General features: G+C 64.4%; 16 protein-coding genes. 2 read left to right on the top strand and 14 right to left on the bottom strand.

Going from position 1 to position 15,770, the window contains the following annotated elements; genetic code table 11:
* Positions 1-37: 37 nt before the first annotated feature.
* The 7 genes from CAL28_RS09250 to CAL28_RS09220 form a co-directional block, all read right to left on the bottom strand.
* A complete protein-coding gene (locus tag CAL28_RS09250) occupies positions 38-655 on the bottom strand; it encodes a TPM domain-containing protein (RefSeq protein ID WP_094841120.1) in 618 nt (205 codons plus the stop codon).
* Between the two features lie 93 nt (positions 656-748).
* Positions 749-1,849 (bottom strand): TPM domain-containing protein, encoded by a 1,101-nt coding sequence (locus CAL28_RS29910; protein WP_094841119.1) that lies wholly within the window; start codon positions 1,847-1,849, stop codon positions 749-751.
* Positions 1,849-2,460 (bottom strand): LemA family protein, encoded by a 612-nt coding sequence (locus CAL28_RS09240; protein WP_094841118.1) that lies wholly within the window; start codon positions 2,458-2,460, stop codon positions 1,849-1,851. The genes CAL28_RS29910 and CAL28_RS09240 overlap by 1 nt, the downstream gene beginning before the upstream one ends.
* An 85-nt stretch (positions 2,461-2,545) precedes the next feature.
* Positions 2,546-3,556: a 4-hydroxyproline epimerase gene (locus CAL28_RS09235; RefSeq protein WP_094841117.1), complete on the bottom strand. Its 1,011-nt coding sequence runs from the start codon at positions 3,554-3,556 to the stop codon at positions 2,546-2,548.
* 112 nt (positions 3,557-3,668) lie between these two features.
* On the bottom strand, positions 3,669-5,111 hold the full coding sequence (locus CAL28_RS09230) for an MFS transporter (RefSeq protein WP_094841116.1): 1,443 nt from the start codon (positions 5,109-5,111) through the stop codon (positions 3,669-3,671).
* A complete protein-coding gene (locus CAL28_RS09225) occupies positions 5,108-5,515 on the bottom strand; it encodes a GlcG/HbpS family heme-binding protein (protein WP_094841115.1) in 408 nt (135 codons plus the stop codon). Before CAL28_RS09225 ends, CAL28_RS09230 begins: the two co-directional genes overlap by 4 nt.
* Positions 5,512-7,392, bottom strand: coding sequence for a propionate--CoA ligase (locus CAL28_RS09220; protein WP_094841114.1), 1,881 nt, complete (start codon positions 7,390-7,392; stop codon positions 5,512-5,514). Before CAL28_RS09220 ends, CAL28_RS09225 begins: the two co-directional genes overlap by 4 nt.
* A 321-nt stretch (positions 7,393-7,713) precedes the next feature.
* On the opposite strand from CAL28_RS09220, the gene CAL28_RS09215 reads away from it, so the two are divergent.
* The gene (locus CAL28_RS09215; protein WP_094841113.1) at positions 7,714-8,400 is read left to right on the top strand and encodes a C40 family peptidase; all 687 of its coding nucleotides are present in this window, start codon (positions 7,714-7,716) and stop codon (positions 8,398-8,400) included.
* A 105-nt stretch (positions 8,401-8,505) separates the two neighbouring features.
* Here the strand turns inward: CAL28_RS09215 and CAL28_RS09210 are convergent, their stop codons facing one another.
* From CAL28_RS09210 to CAL28_RS09185, 6 genes are all read right to left on the bottom strand, one after another.
* Positions 8,506-8,823, bottom strand: coding sequence for a DUF2325 domain-containing protein (locus CAL28_RS09210; protein ID WP_094841112.1), 318 nt, complete (start codon positions 8,821-8,823; stop codon positions 8,506-8,508).
* Between the two features lie 190 nt (positions 8,824-9,013).
* Positions 9,014-9,958 (bottom strand): CysB family HTH-type transcriptional regulator, encoded by a 945-nt coding sequence (locus tag CAL28_RS09205; protein WP_094841111.1) that lies wholly within the window; start codon positions 9,956-9,958, stop codon positions 9,014-9,016.
* A gap of 204 nt (positions 9,959-10,162) precedes the next feature.
* A complete protein-coding gene (locus tag CAL28_RS09200) occupies positions 10,163-10,882 on the bottom strand; it encodes a peptidase E (protein WP_094841110.1) in 720 nt (239 codons plus the stop codon).
* 47 nt (positions 10,883-10,929) lie between these two features.
* A complete protein-coding gene (locus CAL28_RS09195; protein WP_254926063.1) occupies positions 10,930-11,679 on the bottom strand; it encodes a hypothetical protein in 750 nt (249 codons plus the stop codon).
* Between the two features lie 36 nt (positions 11,680-11,715).
* Positions 11,716-12,072, bottom strand: coding sequence for a VOC family protein (locus tag CAL28_RS09190; protein WP_094841109.1), 357 nt, complete (start codon positions 12,070-12,072; stop codon positions 11,716-11,718).
* A gap of 76 nt (positions 12,073-12,148) precedes the next feature.
* Entirely contained in the window at positions 12,149-12,730 is a 582-nt protein-coding gene (locus CAL28_RS09185; RefSeq protein ID WP_094841108.1) for a TetR/AcrR family transcriptional regulator, read from the bottom strand.
* A 228-nt stretch (positions 12,731-12,958) separates the two neighbouring features.
* Between CAL28_RS09185 and CAL28_RS09180 the strand changes: the two genes are divergently transcribed.
* Positions 12,959-14,158: a YbfB/YjiJ family MFS transporter gene (locus CAL28_RS09180; RefSeq protein WP_254926062.1), complete on the top strand. Its 1,200-nt coding sequence runs from the start codon at positions 12,959-12,961 to the stop codon at positions 14,156-14,158.
* Here CAL28_RS09180 and CAL28_RS09175 read toward each other — a convergent pair.
* Positions 14,145-15,638, bottom strand: coding sequence for a CoA-acylating methylmalonate-semialdehyde dehydrogenase (locus CAL28_RS09175; RefSeq protein WP_094841106.1), 1,494 nt, complete (start codon positions 15,636-15,638; stop codon positions 14,145-14,147). The two genes, CAL28_RS09180 and CAL28_RS09175, sit on opposite strands and share 14 nt — an antisense overlap.
* Positions 15,639-15,770 lie beyond the last annotated feature (132 nt).

Here is a 15,770-nt window from a genome sequence, read left to right as displayed (position 1 = left end):
AACCCTAGGCGCGGCGAACGCTGCGCGCGGCCACGCGCTAGGGAAGCACGATCAGCCGGTTCGGCAATTCGTCGCGCTGCGACGTGCTGGGAAGATGCTGCGCGAGCAGCGCCCCGCAGCGTTCGATGCAGCCTACGAAGCCCTGCAAGGTTTCGCCCTTGCGCACCTGTTCGGTGAATGTGGCGATGATGGGCTCCCACGTCGCATCCGGCAGCCGGGCGCTGATACCGCGATCCACCAGGATCTCGACGTAGCGTTCGGCTTCCGACACGAAAATCAGCATCCCGGTTTCGCCTTGGGTATGGTGCAGGTTCTGCTCCAGGAACTGCCGGCGCGCCAGATTGGCCGCGCGCCAGCGGCGCACATGCCGAGGGATCAGGCGCGTCGTAATCGATGGAATCCGGAACAGCAAAGCCAGCACGATAAAAACCGCCCATTGCGTCATCAGCAGCTCGTGGGGGCCTAATACGACGACGCCGTAGTTCAGCAGGCCCGGCACCACCAGCGCGATCACACTGGCCCACAGCAGCGGGATATAGGCATAGTCGTCGGCCCGCGCGGCCAGTACGGTGACGATCTCCGCGTCGGTATCGCGCTCGATCCGGGCGATGGTTTGCGCCACCTGCCGCAGTTCGGTTTCATTCAGCAGTGTCATATCGTCCCGTCATTGCTGGCCGGCCGTTATCCGGCCAGGTTTCGCCCATCGCCTTGCGCCCGGCATCGCTGTCCTGGATGCCGGCGCGTACCGCTACCAATTGCCGGAGGCACCGCCGCCACCGAAACTGCCGCCGCCGCCCGTAAACCCGCCGCCACCGCCGAACCCGCCACCGCCGCCAAATCCGCCGGACGACCCGTACCGGCCTCGGCTGCCGGCGATGCCACCGAGTATGGCGCCAGGCAGCACGCCGCCCCTGCGGCCACCTGTGCCACCGCCACGCATGCGCGAAATCACGACAATGACGATGAACAGCAGGATGATGAAGACAGGAATGGATGTGGGCCCGTCCCGTTCGGCCGCCACCTGGCGTTGCGGAACCGCGTCCGGATCGCCGCTCAACACCTTCAGCATGGTCGTGGTGCCGTCGACGATGCCCTTGTTGAAGTCGCCCTGCCGGAAGGCGGGAATGATGACCTGGTTGATGATGGACGACGAGATCGCATCCGTCAGCGTCCCTTCCAGGCCATAGCCGACCTCGATGCGCACCTTCCGATCGTCGCGCGCGACGATCAGCAGCGCGCCGTTGTCCTTGCCTTTCTGGCCGATGCCCCAACGGCGCCCCAGCTGGTAGCCGAAATCCTCGATCGGTACGCCGCGCAAGCTGGGCACGGTGACCACCACCACTTGCTGGCCCGTGGCCTTCTCGTGCGCGGCCAGCATCTCGGCCAACCGCGAGCTGCTGGCCGGGTCGAGCAAACCGGCGTCATCGACGACACGGCCCACCAGGGCCGGCGTGGGGGCACCCGCCGTGGCGGAATCGGACGCCGCATCGCCGGCCGCGCCAGGCGCGGGCGCCCGCGCACCGGGCGCGGTGGGGCCGGCCGCGCCAGGCGCGGGCGCCCGCGCATCGGGCGCGGTGGGGCCGGCCCCACCCGGCGTGGGAGCGGGCGCATTGGAGCCTGACGTGTTGGCCTTGGCCGTATCGGCCCCCGGGGTACCGGCGGCAGGAGTGCCAGCCCCGGACGTGGACGGCGTCGGCGCATCCGACGGCGCCCCCGCCGAAAACGGCCCGGAAATCGTCGAGCGCGAAGGCTGGGCGCCCTCTTTCTGCGCTGGTACCTGGGCCCCGGCCGCCAGCGCATAGGCCGACAGCACGACCGCGGCCACCCACCCGGCTGCCGTGCGCCTCATCAGAATTTCACCTTGGGCGCCTGGTCCGCCTGCGGCGCGCTCGCCTTGAAGGTTTCGCGCAGCGGCAGGTCGCGATACAGCACCATATGCCACAGGCGACCCGGGAAGGTGCGGATCTCGGTGTTGTAGCGCTCCACCGCCGCGATGTAATCGCGCCGGGCCACGGCGATGCGGTTCTCCGTTCCCTCGAGCTGCGATTGCAGGGCCAGGAAGTTCTGGTTCGACTTCAGGTCCGGGTAGCGCTCGGAAACCACCAGCAGGCGGCTCAACGCGCCGCCAAGCTGCTGCTGTGCCTGATCGAACTGCTGCAGCTTCTGCGGATCGTCGATGGTGCTGGCATCCACCTTGATCGACGTCGCCTTGGCACGCGCCTCTACCACCGCGGTCAGGGTGTCCTGTTCCTGTTTGGCATAGCCCTTGACGGTCTCCACCAGGTTGGGAATAAGGTCGGCGCGGCGCTGGTATTGGTTTTCCACCTGCGCCCAGGCTGCCTTGACCTGTTCGTCCAGCGTGGGGATGTTGTTCATCCCGCAGCCGGACAGCAGCGAAGTCAGCAGCATCAGGGCCAGCACGCGCCAGGACGAAAAGAAAGTGGGTAGCCTGATTTCCATTGGGACCTCGCCTGTGAAAAAGTGTGGCCGGGGAACTCCCCGTCGGGGAGTAGCATCTCGCGCGATGCTGCCCGCCAGGGACACGCTAAACCTTGTCCTTCAATTGGAACCCATGCTTCAGGGGATCGCGGTCGTCGATGAAGATGGTGTTGTACCCGGTCATGCGCGCCCAGCCTTCGATGGACGGCACGATGGCGTCCAGGTCGCCGACCCGTGTGCGCGATTCCACGCGGCCGCGGAACAACGTACCGATGATGCTCTCGTGCACGAAATCGCTGCCGACATCCAGCTTGCCCTGCGCCGCCCACTGGGCCATGCGCGCCGAGGTCCCGGTACCGCACGGCGACCGGTCGATCGCCTTGTCGCCATAGAACACGGCGTTGCGGGCATGAGCTTCCGGATGTTGCGGCGTGCCCGTCCACAGGACGTGGGACAGTCCATTGATGGCGGGGTTCTCCGGATGAACGAATTGATACTTGCTGCCGAACGCCTGCCGCAGCCGGGGGCTCCAGCGCAGCAGGTCGGAAGGCTGGACGTTCTCCAGGCCGGCGAAAGCCTGCTGCGGCGACACGATGGCGTAAAAATTGCCCCCGTAGGCGACATCGGCCTTGACCAGGCCCAGGCCCTCGACCTCGGCTTCCAGGCCGGTGGCGAACAGAAAAGACGGCACGTTGGTGATCCGCACGCTATTCACATAGGGCCCGTCCATTTCGTAGCGCGCTTGCACGAGGCCGGCCGGCGTATCGATGCGCAGGACCCCGGGCTCGCGCGGCGTCACCAGCCCGCGTTCGAGAGCCATAGTCACCGTGCCGATGGTGCCGTGCCCGCACATCGGCAGGCATCCGGACGTCTCGATGAAGAGAAAGGCGATGTCGCAATCCGGCCGCGTCGGCGGATACAGGATCGCGCCCGACATCATGTCGTGGCCGCGCGGCTCGAACATCAGGCCGGTGCGTATCCAGTCGTACTCGCGCAGGAAATGCGCGCGTTTCTCGACCATATTGGCACCCTGCAGTGCCGGGGCACCGCCCGCGACCATGCGCACGGGGTTGCCGCAAGTGTGGCCGTCCACGCAGAAAAAGGTATGGGAGGTCATGGAAGTCAGGATCAGGCAGTGGGAACGATACGGCGCGATGCGACGAAATGCGACAGCGCCAGGGCGACGGGGCCGGGCGCGGCCCGGCGTCGCCTACCGTCCGATGATAGCGTCAAACCGGCGACCCGGGCGACGCCGGCGCCGGGTCGGCACCGGGGAGGTCGGAAGCGGCCTGGCGTTCCGCCATGCCGCGCGCCAGGTCCACCCGCTGCAACAACGCCAGGCCACCGACGAAAAACACGCCCGTCACCAGGATGGCCAGGCGATGATTACCGTGTGTCAGCCAGGTTACCAGGCCATAGGTCAAGGGACCGACGACGGCCGCCAGCTGCACGGAAAAGGTCCACAGCGCGAAGAACTCCGCCAGCCTTTTCTTGGGCGCCAGCGCGCCGACCATGGCGCGCCCCGCACTTTGGCTGGTACCCATGCACAGCCCCGCGAGCGTGGCGGCGATCCAGAACACACTGACGGTCACGGCCGCATAGGCGATCAGTACCATGGCGATCCAGCCGCACAAGGTGATGGCCAGCGCCCGCTTGTGGCCGATGCTGTCCTGCAGATAGCCGAACAGGAAGGCGCCCGCCGCCGCCGCGATGTTGACCAGGAAGACGAGCATCATGATCTGCGCCATCTTGAAGCCCATGGCCTGTTCGGCATAGACCGCGGCCAGCGTGATGACCACGGCGATGCCGGCCTGGTAGCAGGCCACGCACATCAGCAGGCGGCGGAACTGCAAATGATGGCGCCCCGTATCGCGCCACGCGCGCAACAGCTGGCCCAGCATGTCGGGCGCGGCCTGCGCCCCCGTACGCGGCCGCGCACGTTCGCGCAGCCACAGGAAGGACGGCAGCGCCGACAGCGCGAATACCAGGCAGGTCAGCGCCACGACCCATGGCACGAATTGCGGCGCGCTTTCGCCGCGCGCCTGCGCCAGCGACACGACGACCAGGGACAGGCCCAGAGTGAGCATGCCTCCGCAATAGCCGAAGCTCCAGCCCCACCCCGACACCCGGCCCAGCGCCTGCGGCCGCGCCAGTTCGGGCAGGAAAGAAGCCACCGCGGATTCGCCGATGCAGTAGAAATAGTTGGAGACGGCGATGCCGATCAGCGCCGGCCATACGTCGCCCGGCCCGGCCTGGGTCAGCGTCAGGGTAGCGAGAATGCACCCCACCGTACTGCCGAATAGCAGCTTGCGCTTCGCGCCGCCCGCGTCGGCGCGCGCGCCCAGCGTCGGCATGGTCAGCATGATGGCAAGATAGGAAACCGACAGCGCGCCCGTCCACGCCAGCGTTGCCCAATGGGCACCGCCCCCCACCACGCCCACAAAGTAGGCGCTGAACACGGTGGTCAGGATGACGGTCGTATACCCGGAATTGGCGAAGTCGTACATTGCCCAGGACCAGACCTCGCGCCGCGACACGCCCGGGTTCAGGCTGCCCTCGACCGTGGCGGGATTCCCTGGGGGCACGCCGGCGGCCGCCAGGCCGGCGGCATCCTCGGCCGCCGGCGTGCCGGCCCGGGATGGCTCCGGGGCCGACGACGGCGACCGCGTCATAGGCCCAGCGCCGCGATGCCGGCTTTGGCGGTCTCCGCGTCTTCCGGCGCCTTCACGCCGGACACGCCCACCGCGCCCACGGTATGTCCATCCACCACGATGGGCACGCCGCCTTCCAGCAGGCCGTTGATCGCCGGAACGGAAAGGAAAGCGTAGCGGCCGTTGTTGATGCTTTCTTCATAGACGCGCGATTCGCGCCGGCCCATGGCCGCGGTCTGCGCCTTGGCGGGCGCGATATGCGCGCTGACGGGCGCGGCACCGTCCAGGCGCAGCATGCCCAGCAGGTGCCCGCCATCGTCCGTCACCGCGATCGTGACGGGCCATTGGTTCTTCAGGGCATGCGCTTCGGCCGCGGCCAGGATTTTCTTGACGTCGTCCGCGGTAAGGGCTGGCTTGGTGATCATATGAGGGATTCCTTGAGCTTTTGCAGGGCATTCGGATCTTCGATGGTCGGCAGATCGCCGGGATCCCGCCCTTCGCAAACCGCGACGATCGCGCGTCGCAGCACTTTGCCCGAACGGGTTTTCGGCAAGGCGCTGACGAAGCGGATACGCGCGGGCCGCGCGACCGCGCCCAACTGTTCTTCGACCACGCGCATCATATCGCCTTCCAGCGCGGCAACGGCGGGACGGTCCGCGGGTTCTTCCTTCAGCACCACGAAGGCGTGGGCGACTTGTCCCTTCAGATCGTCCGCCACCCCGACCACCGCGCACTCGGCCACGTTGGGATGGCTGCTTATCGATTCCTCGATTTCCCGCGTGCCCAAACGATGGCCCGCCACGTTGATGACATCGTCGGTACGTCCCAGGATGTACCAGTAGCCCTCGTCGTCCACCATGCCCCAATCGAAGGTCGAATACACCTGGCGTCCTGGGATGGATTCGAAATACGTGCGCACGAAGCGCTCGTCATCGCCCCATATCGTCGTCATCGCGCCCGGCGGCAAAGGCGGGACGATCACGACCACGCCCTTCTGGCCGGGTCCCAGGTCCTCGCCGGTGGTCTCGCTGACCACCCTCGCGTCGAAACCGTAGCAAGGAAACGAAGGGCTGCCGAATTTCGTGGGTACCCGCTCCACACCAGGTTGCCCCGACAGGATCGGCCAGCCGCTTTCGGTCTGCCAATAGTTATCGATGATGGGCTTGCCCAGGCCTTCGCCGATCCAGCGCGCGGTCGGCTCGTCCAGCGGTTCGCCGGCCAGGTAGACCGCACGCAGCGAGGACAGGTCATGACGCCGCAGCAGCGCCGGGTCCTGGCGTTTGAGCACGCGTACCGCCGTCGGCGCGGAAAACAGGGTGTTGACCTTGAAGCGCTCGACCAGCTTCCACAGGATGGCGCCGTCGGGCCGTACCGGCGTGCCGTCGTAGAGCAGCGTGGCCTGCCCGCCGATGAGCGGCCCATAAATGATGTAGGAATGGCCCACCACCCAGCCAATATCGCTGGTGCAGAAGAATGTCTCGCCCGGCTTGCCGTCGAAGATGTATTCCATCGATGCGGCCAGGGCAACCGCGTAGCCGCCGGTGTCGCGCTGCACGCCCTTGGGTTTGCCCGTCGTCCCGGAGGTATAGAGGATATAGCTGGGGGCGTCCGACTCCATCCAGGCTACCGGGACGCGCGCGCCTTCGTGGCGGGCGCGCAGCTCGGCGTAGTCGTGGTCGCGCGGGCCACGGGGCACGGGCGCCAGGCCGCGGTCGACCAGGATCACCGCGTCCGGCTGCGCCTGGCTCATGCCCAGCGCCTTGTCCAACAGCGGCTTGTAGGGCACCACCTTGCCGGCGCGCGAGCCGGCATCGGCCGACACGATGACCTTGGGCCGCGCATCGTCGATGCGCTGGGCCAGGTTGTGCGAGGCAAAGCCGCCGAAGACGACGGAATGAATGGCGCCCAGCCGGGCGCAGGCCAGGATCGCGAAGACCGCCTCGGGCACCATGGGCATATAGATAAGAACGCGGTCGCCTGGCCCGACACCCTGTTCCCGCAACATGGCCGCCACCGCGTTGACCTCATCGAAGAGCTGCGCGCGCGTATATATTCTTTCCTGATCGACTTCCGTGGATACCCAGATCAGCGCTTGTCTATCCGCCAGTTGGGGGAGCCAGCGATCCACCGCGTTGAAACACAGATTGGTACGGCCGCCGGCAAACCAACGAGCAAAAGGCGGCCGGCTGAAGTCGAGAACGGTCTCAGGCGGCACATCCCAATGGATACGCCCGGCCTCACGGTGCCAAAATGTTTCAGGGTGATGGACCGAGGAGTAATGGAAAACCCGGGTTTTTTGCATGGCGGTCTCCTGTTATCTTCCGTCTGTTGCAGATTCTGACGTTCCTTACGAGTTGTCCGAGTCTGCGCGGCGGGACATGGCGAAGCGGTCACCTGGCTCGCACGAGCGCCCGTCACGGCAGTGCTGCTCTTTCGGCATTTTTATCCGCCGATTCTATCCATCTTATGCAGTGCGCCAGCTTCGGCGCTGGGTGAGAGAAGGCGTATACGCGGTTCCCCGGGAACCTATACGCAGGTCTGATAGAATCGCCCCGCAGAATTTTCCTACACGGCGGTCGTCCGTCGTCTTCCAGGCGTGCTCATCCGCGCCTTCAAGCGAACAATGCAACGATACGACTACCGCACACTATCTTTTTATCGATTCCTAACCCATCAGGCCCGCGTCCTGCGCCTTGCCGCCATCATGGCCGGCATGGCCGTTCTGGCGGGCTGCGCCAACACCGCGACCAGCCGCGATACCGCCTATAGCGGCTTCGAGCAGGACGCCTACGACGCCGCCTGGACCACCGCCGACAGCGACGATCCCATCGGCATGCTGCTGGCGCAGAAGATGCGCCGCTCCGGCCGTACCGCGGCCAGCTATCCCGGTGCCGGCGGCACGACCGACAATACTGTACTGGCAGGCGAAGCACTGAACTATCTGGGTATTCGCTATCGTACCGGTGGCGAGTCGCCCAGCACGGGGTTCGATTGCAGCGGCCTGGTCAACTACGTCGCCGAACAATCCCTCGGCTTGAAGCTGCCGCGCACCGCCGCGGAAATGTACCGGGTAGGCGTGCCGGTGGCGCGCAACGACCTGCAAGTGGGCGATCTGGTGTTCTTCAACACCATGGGCCGCCGCTATTCGCATGTGGGCATCTATGTGGGCGAAGACCGCTTCGTGCACTCGCCCAGCCGCGGCGGCGTCGTCCGCATCGAACGCATGGACATGGCCTACTGGAACAAGCGTTACAACGGCGCCCGGCGCATCGATACCACGCTGGTGGCCTCGGCGCGCGCCCAGAACTGATCCCCTGCCCGACCCATTACGGGTGGCGGGATATTCCCGGCCCAAGAAAAAAGGCCGGTCGCTATTGCAGCGACCGGCCTTTTTCCTTACTGCCTGACCCGAGCCCTACCCGGCCGCCCGGGCACACAGCCCGCACTGCGTCAGCGCCTGCTGCATGCTGCATACCGAGCGCCGGCAGGCGACGACACGGATACCCGAACGCTGGGCCGACTGCCGAAACGTCTTCATAACGTTATGACCGAGGAAATCGGTCAGCAGAATCACCAGTTGCGTGCCCGAAGGCAGCTGCAGCCCGCGTTTCTGATGGGAGGGATCGCGTCCGCTGATGTGATGCGTGATCGCGATATTGTGCCCTTTCAGCAGATCCGGGATATTGCCCAGCCGGTCCGCGCCCACCACCACTGCGCTAAGTGCCGTCGACATGACAGACCTCGTTGCGTCGTTGATCGTGAACCAATGATAATGATTCTTGTTTGTCTGGGCAAGTAAATGAGATGAATTCTCATTTAATTTCGCTATGAGAGGGCGCAGGCATATAGCCCCCCTGGGCGGAATGCGCTTCCCGCCCCGCGTGCGGTGGGGTCATCGATGCTGGCGCCGAACCGGCGGCTTTTTATTCCTTCACGCCTTGAAGTGCGTCCAGGACTGCCTGGCGGGTCAGCGCCGGCGTCAGCATCTCGATAAAGGTGTAGACGTAATCGCGCAGGAATACGCCGGCCTTGATCCCTATCCGGGTCGTATGCGTGCCGAACAGATGCCCCACGGGCAATCCCACCAGGTTGCTGTCGCGCCGCGGATCGTAAGCCACGCCCGCGATGATGCCGATGCCCAGCCCCACGTCGACATAGGTCTTGATCACGTCCGCGTCGATGGCTTCCAGCACGATATCCGGATGCACGCCCTGCGCCGCGAAGACCTCGTCGATGGTCGTACGGCCGGTGAAGGCACGGTCGTAGGTGACCAGCGGATAGGCTGCCAGCTGCGCCAGCGTCAGGCGCTTCGCCTCACTGGAAGTCAGCTCGGCCAGTGGATGGTCGGGCCGCACCACCACGGTGTGTTCCCAGGTATAGCAAGGCAGCGTGGCCAAACCCGGCGTCAGCGCCAGCGATTCGGTGGCGATGGCCAGGTCGGCCTGTTCATGCAGCACCATCTCGGCCAATTGCCCCGGACTGCCCTCCGCCAGCGACAGGTGCACCTTGGGAAACTGCCGGCGGAATGCCGGGATGACGCGCGGCAAGAGGTACCGCGCCTGGGTATGCGTGCAGGCGATGACCAATCCCCCCTCGTCCCGGCGCGCGAACTCGTCGCTGACTTTCTTCAGGTTGTCGACTTCCCGCATGATGCGGTCGATCACCTGGGAAACGGCCAACCCCGGCTTGGTCAATCCTTTGATGCGCTTGCCGTGTCGCTCGAAGATCTTGACGCCCAGTTCATCCTCGAACTCGATGATGGCCTTGGAGACGCCAGGCTGGGAGGTGTACAGCATGCGCGCCGCTTCCGTCAGATTGAAATCCCGGCGGATGGTCTCGCGGACGAAACGGAACTGTTGCAGGTTCATGAAGCGGATTCCTAGGAGGGAATCCAATTATAAGTAATAAAGAGATATTTCTAAATTACTTTACGGTCTATGCTTCTGCCCATCGGTGGAAAGACCGTAGCGCTCAGGTGTGACATACCTTACGTGCCTATCATTCCGGCGATCGATACCGACCGTGAATGAACTTCGATTCGTCGCCGCCAAAGCTGCGGCAGACCCTTCAATCTATCGACCGATTTGCTTGACCGGCAACGCCATTTCGGTCACCGCCTCGCCTTCGCAACGAACCTGATAAGCGGTAGAGCCAGTTCGCCAAGCAAGCACGCTTTCCAATGCAATGCCGGCGTAGACCGCGGCAGCAAAATCATCGATGGCAATGGATGGCGGCATCGTTCCCGCCCGTTGTACGGCATGTAGATCCTGACGCTTCTTTCCATCACTGCTGTAATGAGTCGCGCAGCCACCAGGCAAGAGTCCCAAGCAGTCCAGTGGACGATAAGAGCCGTCACGGAACGAATCGGTCAGGCCGGCCTCGAACCAGCACATTGCGCCGGCGCTCATGCCCGCAAGAACGACATTGCTCTCCCAAGCCTCCCGCAACACCGTATCGAGGCCCCATTCGCGCCAGACGGCAAGCGCAGACTTGGTGTTGCCACCGCCGACAAATATGGCGTTCTGTTCCAGAAGCGCTTCGCGCAAGCTCGCAACTGGAATAGCCCGCGAATCCGGTCGCCGGAAGAACGCCAGGTGCGACGTTTCACAGCCCAAATTGCCGTAGACGGCGTGAAATTTTTCGAGATGCGCAGGAAGATCTCCGCCAGCCGTTGCGAGATAACAGATCCGTGGCCGCGCTTTCCCCGTGAGCTGAACCAGATACTCATCGATTGGAGATAAGGCGTCTTCCATCATGAAGCCGCCACCACCTATGGCAAGGATCCGTCTCATTGACACCCCCAGTCGTTGGCCGTGGGTCCTTCGGCATTGCTTTGCACCTACAGTCCCAACGCCGTCATAATCTGCCGCTGATAGGCCGCCCACTCTCTCCGGGAATTCTCGATTGCCATTTTCGCAAGGGGTATCTCTTCAAAGAGACGGTCCGTCAGGTCCCGGTAGTCGCGATACAAGGAGATCAAACCCGCCAGCCCTCGGTAGCCTTGGCGAACACAGTACGGACCGGCAAGCTTCCAATTCACCTGATAGTTCACCCATTCGGGGCCACGCTCCGTACAGACCGTCCGGATTGCTTTTTCGACGTCCTCTTGCCAGAGATACAGCACGAACGGGCTGAGCGGCGCAACGGTCGCAGCCAAGGCCCGCACGTAGTCCGCAATCAGAGCAGCATCCGCATCCATCAGCAGGAGATGGGTCAGGTCCCCATGAAATAGCTGGCCGTCCAATACGGGAATAGTCGAATCATTCCGAGCCTTTTCGACGAATGCGGCCCACCTGGCCAGTGCGCTGGACGCAAGCTGCCGCGGCGTCGCATCCCGCCATGGCTCAAACCAATGCTCGAGATCATCGGTTGCGCGGACTGGGTGCGGCTCTGTCCTTTCATGTATGGGCAACGCCAACCGCCCCGACTCTTCAAGAGCCTTGGCTATGAAGCGCATGGTCGTTGACTTGCCCGACCCCATGATGCCTTCGACAATGATCAGCCGATGGCGGAACGGCTCTGTACGGATAGCGTGCGCGGGATTCGTCACGAGGCCTCTGATAATGGCTTCTGCCCTAACCTGCAGCACGAGATTGTCGATGAATCGGGCTGACGAAGCGCTTTATCACATTCTGCCGTGCGCCAGGATGTTCACCAGCTTACCCACCGGATCGCGGACGAAGAAGCGCCGCACGCCCCAAGGTTCATCCGTCAGCTCGTAGACCATATCGAGCCCGAGCGCCTTGGCACGGCGATACACCTCGTCGACATCGTCGACTTCGATGGAAAGATCGGGTACCGGCGTTCCGGAGCCGCCCTCCGTCGCGATACTTACCTGGGTAAGAGCAGACTCGCCCGACGACAGTGTCACCAGCCAGCCGTGGTCCATGATGACATCCAGATCGAACAGGGCTTGGTAGAAGCGTTTGACCTGTTCGATCGAAGGGGCAGCGATGTTGGTCACGATACGCCGTACCGCCATTTGATGTCTCCTGATGGTCTATGTCTCATGGCCCTGTCGCGGCCACGGAGCGCTGCGATACCGCGCAGGCTTCGCTTCATTCCGGTTTCAACAATTGGCCGATCAGCAGATCCGCCATCCTGCGCATGCGCTTAACGTCCTGGTAGACGCGCTCGATCACCACCAGACCCCGCGTCATGGTCACGATCATGCGGGCGGCGTCCCGCGCGTCCATAGTCAGACGCCCTTGCGCGTCCGCGCGGGTCAACCGGTCGTAAAGCGCCGCTTCGATTTCATCGAGCAGGCCCCGGATGACGGCGCGCATGGGCTCGTCGAGTTCTTCCGTACCGACCGCCGTCTTGGTGCTCAGGCAGCCGCGCGACGGCGTGCCGGTCGTCATCATGCTTATCGCGAACGCGAAGAATTGCCGCAAGGCTTCCCGGGGATCGGCATGGTCCAGGGCTTTGCGCATCTGCTCGACATAGCTCTCCCTGTAGACGTCGAACACACGCAGGAACAAGGTCTCCTTGTCGCCATAAGCGTTGTACAGGGATCCGCGCTGCACGCCCGTCGCGGCGGCCAGCTCCTGCATCGTCGTATTGGAATAGCCCTGCTTCCAGAACAGGGCCAAGGCCTTGTCCAGGGCCTCGCGCTCATCGAATTGGCGGACTCCAGCCATCTTGTACTCCGGTCGGTTGCGTCGCGGTCCAGGTAATGGCCGCCGCGCCCTTTACAAAGATTGGAGCACATTCTTGACACAAGCGTCAATCTTGACTAGATTGTCAAACTTGACACTAATGTCAAACAACCGACCCGCCGGCCGCGGCCAACCGCGCCCTTCACAACGCTGATCAAAATGCCGAGCTCCTCTTCCGCCTCCCGCTTATCGCCCCGAGCCATCGACCGGATGCTCGTCTGGCGATACATATTCGCCGGCCTGTGTGCCAGCCTGGACAGCATCGGGCTCGCCCGCTTCGCCTTCACGCCGCTGATACCGGAACTGATACACGCGCAGTGGTTCGCGCCCTCCGTGGTGGTCTATCTTGGTTCCGCCAACCTGGCCGGCTATGTCGTCGGCGCGCTGATGGGCCGGCCCCTGGCCTCGCGCCTGGCCAACGAACACGTATTGCGGCTGATGATGCTGTTGATTTCCGCCGCATTCTTCGCCTGTGCGCTGCCCTTGTCGTTCTGGTGGTACTTCGGCTGGCGCTTCGCGTCGGGCATTGCCGGCGGCGTCGTCATGGTGCTAGTCGCGGGGACGATATTTCCCCATGTCCCGCCGGCCCGCAAGGGCGCCGCGGGAGGCGCCATCTTCCTGGGACTAGGGCTGGGCATCGCGGGGTCCGGCACCGTCATTCCGCTGTTGCTGGAGTTGGGCCTGGCGCAAACCTGGATCGGCCTGGGCGTGATTTCCGCCCTTTTGACGGCGGTCAGCTGGTTCGCCTGGCCGTCCAGCAAGCTTGCTTCCGCCCCGTCACCATCGGCGCCCCATTCCACGCGACCCGCGCGCTTCGGGCGGGATGTGGGATGGCTCTATCTTCAATACGGGCTGATGGCCGGCGCCGCCGTGCCGACGATGATCTTCCTGGTCGATTTCATCGCCCGCGGTCTTGGACGCGGCACGCACCTGGGATCGGTGTTCTGGGCGATCTATGGCGTGGGCGCGATCGCGGGTCCGCCGCTGTATGGCTACCTGGCCGACCGCCTGGGAGCGAAGTCGACGGTCAGCATCGTCTCGGTCGTGATGGCTGTCGTATTCCTGGGGCTTTACGCCAGCAGCAATCTGCTGGTGCTGGGTCTTCTGACCGTCATCACCGGGACTTTCGCGCCGGGCATGGTTCCCCTTGCCCTGGCCCGGGTGCACGAAGTGGTCGAGCACAATGCGACGCGACAGAACATCGCCTGGTCCCGGGCCAGCGTCACATCGGCCATCAGCCTGGCCATCGCCGCCTATGGCTTTTCCGCGCAGTTCAACGCAACGGGGGGCAACCACCGCCTGCTGTTCCTGGACGCGGCCGCCATGCTGGTCATCGTGCTGCTGATCGGGCTGGTCGCCGGCGGCGGCCAGCCCTCGGGCACGGCTGCCGCGCGCGTCAACGCATCGTGATGGTCGTATTGACCGTGCGTCCATGGGCGGCCCAGCGCGCGGTGACGGTCTTGGTTTGAGTCCAGAACTGCACCGCCTGCTTGCCGTTCGGCCCCAGGTCACCCAGCTTGGAGCCGCGCGATCCCGTAAAGCTGAACCAGGCCACCGGCACGGGGATGGGGATATTGATGCCCACCTGCCCGACGTCGATGTTGTTCTGGAAATAGCGCGCCGCGCCGCCATCCTGCGTGAACAGGGCCACGCCGTTGCCATTGGGATTGGCGTTGATGAATTCGACGGCCTCTTCCAGCGTCTCGACGCCCACCACGCACAGGACGGGTCCGAAGATTTCTTCGGTATAGACCTTCATGCCGCCGCGCACGCCGCCAAATACGGTGGGACCGACGAAATTGCCCTGTTCGAATCCGGCAACCCGGATGCCGCGGCCATCCAGCAGGAGTTCGGCACCCTCGTCCACGCCGTGCTGGATCAGGCTTTCCACGCGCGCCTTGGCGGCCTGCGACACCAGCGGCCCCAGGTCGGCGTTGCGGTCCGTGCCAGCATTGACCTTGAGTTGCCTGGCGCGGGCGACGAATTCCGGCAGCCAATCGCGCGAGGCCCCCACGAAGACCGCCACCGAGGCCGCCATGCAGCGCTGGCCGGCGGCCCCGAAGGCCGCGCCCAGCAGCTGGTTCAAGGCGACTTCAGGGTCGGCGTCCGGCAGGATCACGCAGTGGTTCTTGGCGCCCATCATGGCCTGGCATCGCTTGCCGGCATCGGAAGCGCGGCGATAGATTTCCGTGCCCACGCGGGTCGAACCGATAAAGGAAACCGCCTTGATATCGGGGTGCTCGCACAACGCGATGGCGGTGTCCGCGCCGCCATGGACGACATTCAGCACGCCGGGCGGCAGGCCCGCCTCGAGCGCCAGTTCGGCCAGGAACAGGGACGATGAAGGGTCCTGCTCGGAGGGCTTCAGCACGAAGGTATTGCCGCAGGCCACCGCGATGGGGAACATGAAGCAAGGCAGCATGACCGGGAAATTGAAGGCCGTGATGCCCGCGCATACGCCCAGCGGCTGGATCAGCGTATAGACATCGATGCCGGACGCCGCGTTCTCCGCGTACTCGCCCAGTTGCAGGCTGGCGATGGCGCAGGCATGTTCGACGACCTCCAGCCCCCGTCCGACCTCTCCCTCTGCATCCGGCAGGGTCTTGCCGTGTTCCCGGGTGATCAGTTCGGCGAGCTTGCCGGTGTTTTCGCGCATCAACTGCTGCAGCTTCAGCATGACACGCATGCGCGCGCCCTGGCCGCTGTTGCGCCAGGTCTTGAAGGCTTCCTTGGCATTCGCCACCGCCCGGTCCAGTTCTTCCGGGGTGGCATAAGGCACTTGCGCCACGACTTCCTGCGTGGCGGGATTGATAACGTCACGCCATTGGCCGGCGCGGGATTGGATGCGTTCGCCGCCGATCAGCAACGGTATGCGCGGGATTTCCTTCATGGTCTCCTCCTGGTTCCTTGTGGGAATCGTCGTCCGGTAGCCCGTCATGGTTGCGGCGGGCCCTGGCCTTATGCAGCCAGTGTAGAGGAAACCCCCGCCATGAAAAACACCCTGGACGCGGGCGCGGAAGCC

Origin of the sequence: Bordetella genomosp. 11, assembly GCF_002261215.1 — a bacterium.
In the GTDB taxonomy this organism is placed as follows: domain Bacteria; phylum Pseudomonadota; class Gammaproteobacteria; order Burkholderiales; family Burkholderiaceae_B; genus Bordetella_C.
Note: the sequence above shows the minus strand (reverse complement) of the source record. Positions and strands in the feature narration are given on the sequence as shown.

What these genes read in the sequence shown, in the direction of transcription:
- CAL28_RS09190 (WP_094841109.1), bottom strand. Translation starts at nt 12,072, where the DNA reads ATGGCGGTACGGCGTATCGTGACCAACATCGCTGCCCCTTCGATCGAA.
- CAL28_RS09240 (WP_094841118.1), bottom strand. Translation starts at nt 2,460, where the DNA reads ATGGAAATCAGGCTACCCACTTTCTTTTCGTCCTGGCGCGTGCTGGCC.
- CAL28_RS09210 (WP_094841112.1), bottom strand. Translation starts at nt 8,823, where the DNA reads ATGTCGACGGCACTTAGCGCAGTGGTGGTGGGCGCGGACCGGCTGGGC.
- CAL28_RS09215 (WP_094841113.1), top strand. Translation starts at nt 7,714, where the DNA reads ATGCAACGATACGACTACCGCACACTATCTTTTTATCGATTCCTAACC.
- CAL28_RS09250 (WP_094841120.1), bottom strand. Translation starts at nt 655, where the DNA reads ATGACACTGCTGAATGAAACCGAACTGCGGCAGGTGGCGCAAACCATC.
- CAL28_RS09180 (WP_254926062.1), top strand. Translation starts at nt 12,959, where the DNA reads ATGCTCGTCTGGCGATACATATTCGCCGGCCTGTGTGCCAGCCTGGAC.
- CAL28_RS09225 (WP_094841115.1), bottom strand. Translation starts at nt 5,515, where the DNA reads ATGATCACCAAGCCAGCCCTTACCGCGGACGACGTCAAGAAAATCCTG.
- CAL28_RS09175 (WP_094841106.1), bottom strand. Translation starts at nt 15,638, where the DNA reads ATGAAGGAAATCCCGCGCATACCGTTGCTGATCGGCGGCGAACGCATC.
- CAL28_RS09220 (WP_094841114.1), bottom strand. Translation starts at nt 7,392, where the DNA reads ATGCAAAAAACCCGGGTTTTCCATTACTCCTCGGTCCATCACCCTGAA.
- CAL28_RS09185 (WP_094841108.1), bottom strand. Translation starts at nt 12,730, where the DNA reads ATGGCTGGAGTCCGCCAATTCGATGAGCGCGAGGCCCTGGACAAGGCC.
- CAL28_RS09230 (WP_094841116.1), bottom strand. Translation starts at nt 5,111, where the DNA reads ATGACGCGGTCGCCGTCGTCGGCCCCGGAGCCATCCCGGGCCGGCACG.
- CAL28_RS09235 (WP_094841117.1), bottom strand. Translation starts at nt 3,556, where the DNA reads ATGACCTCCCATACCTTTTTCTGCGTGGACGGCCACACTTGCGGCAAC.
- CAL28_RS09205 (WP_094841111.1), bottom strand. Translation starts at nt 9,958, where the DNA reads ATGAACCTGCAACAGTTCCGTTTCGTCCGCGAGACCATCCGCCGGGAT.
- CAL28_RS29910 (WP_094841119.1), bottom strand. Translation starts at nt 1,849, where the DNA reads ATGAGGCGCACGGCAGCCGGGTGGGTGGCCGCGGTCGTGCTGTCGGCC.
- CAL28_RS09200 (WP_094841110.1), bottom strand. Translation starts at nt 10,882, where the DNA reads ATGAGACGGATCCTTGCCATAGGTGGTGGCGGCTTCATGATGGAAGAC.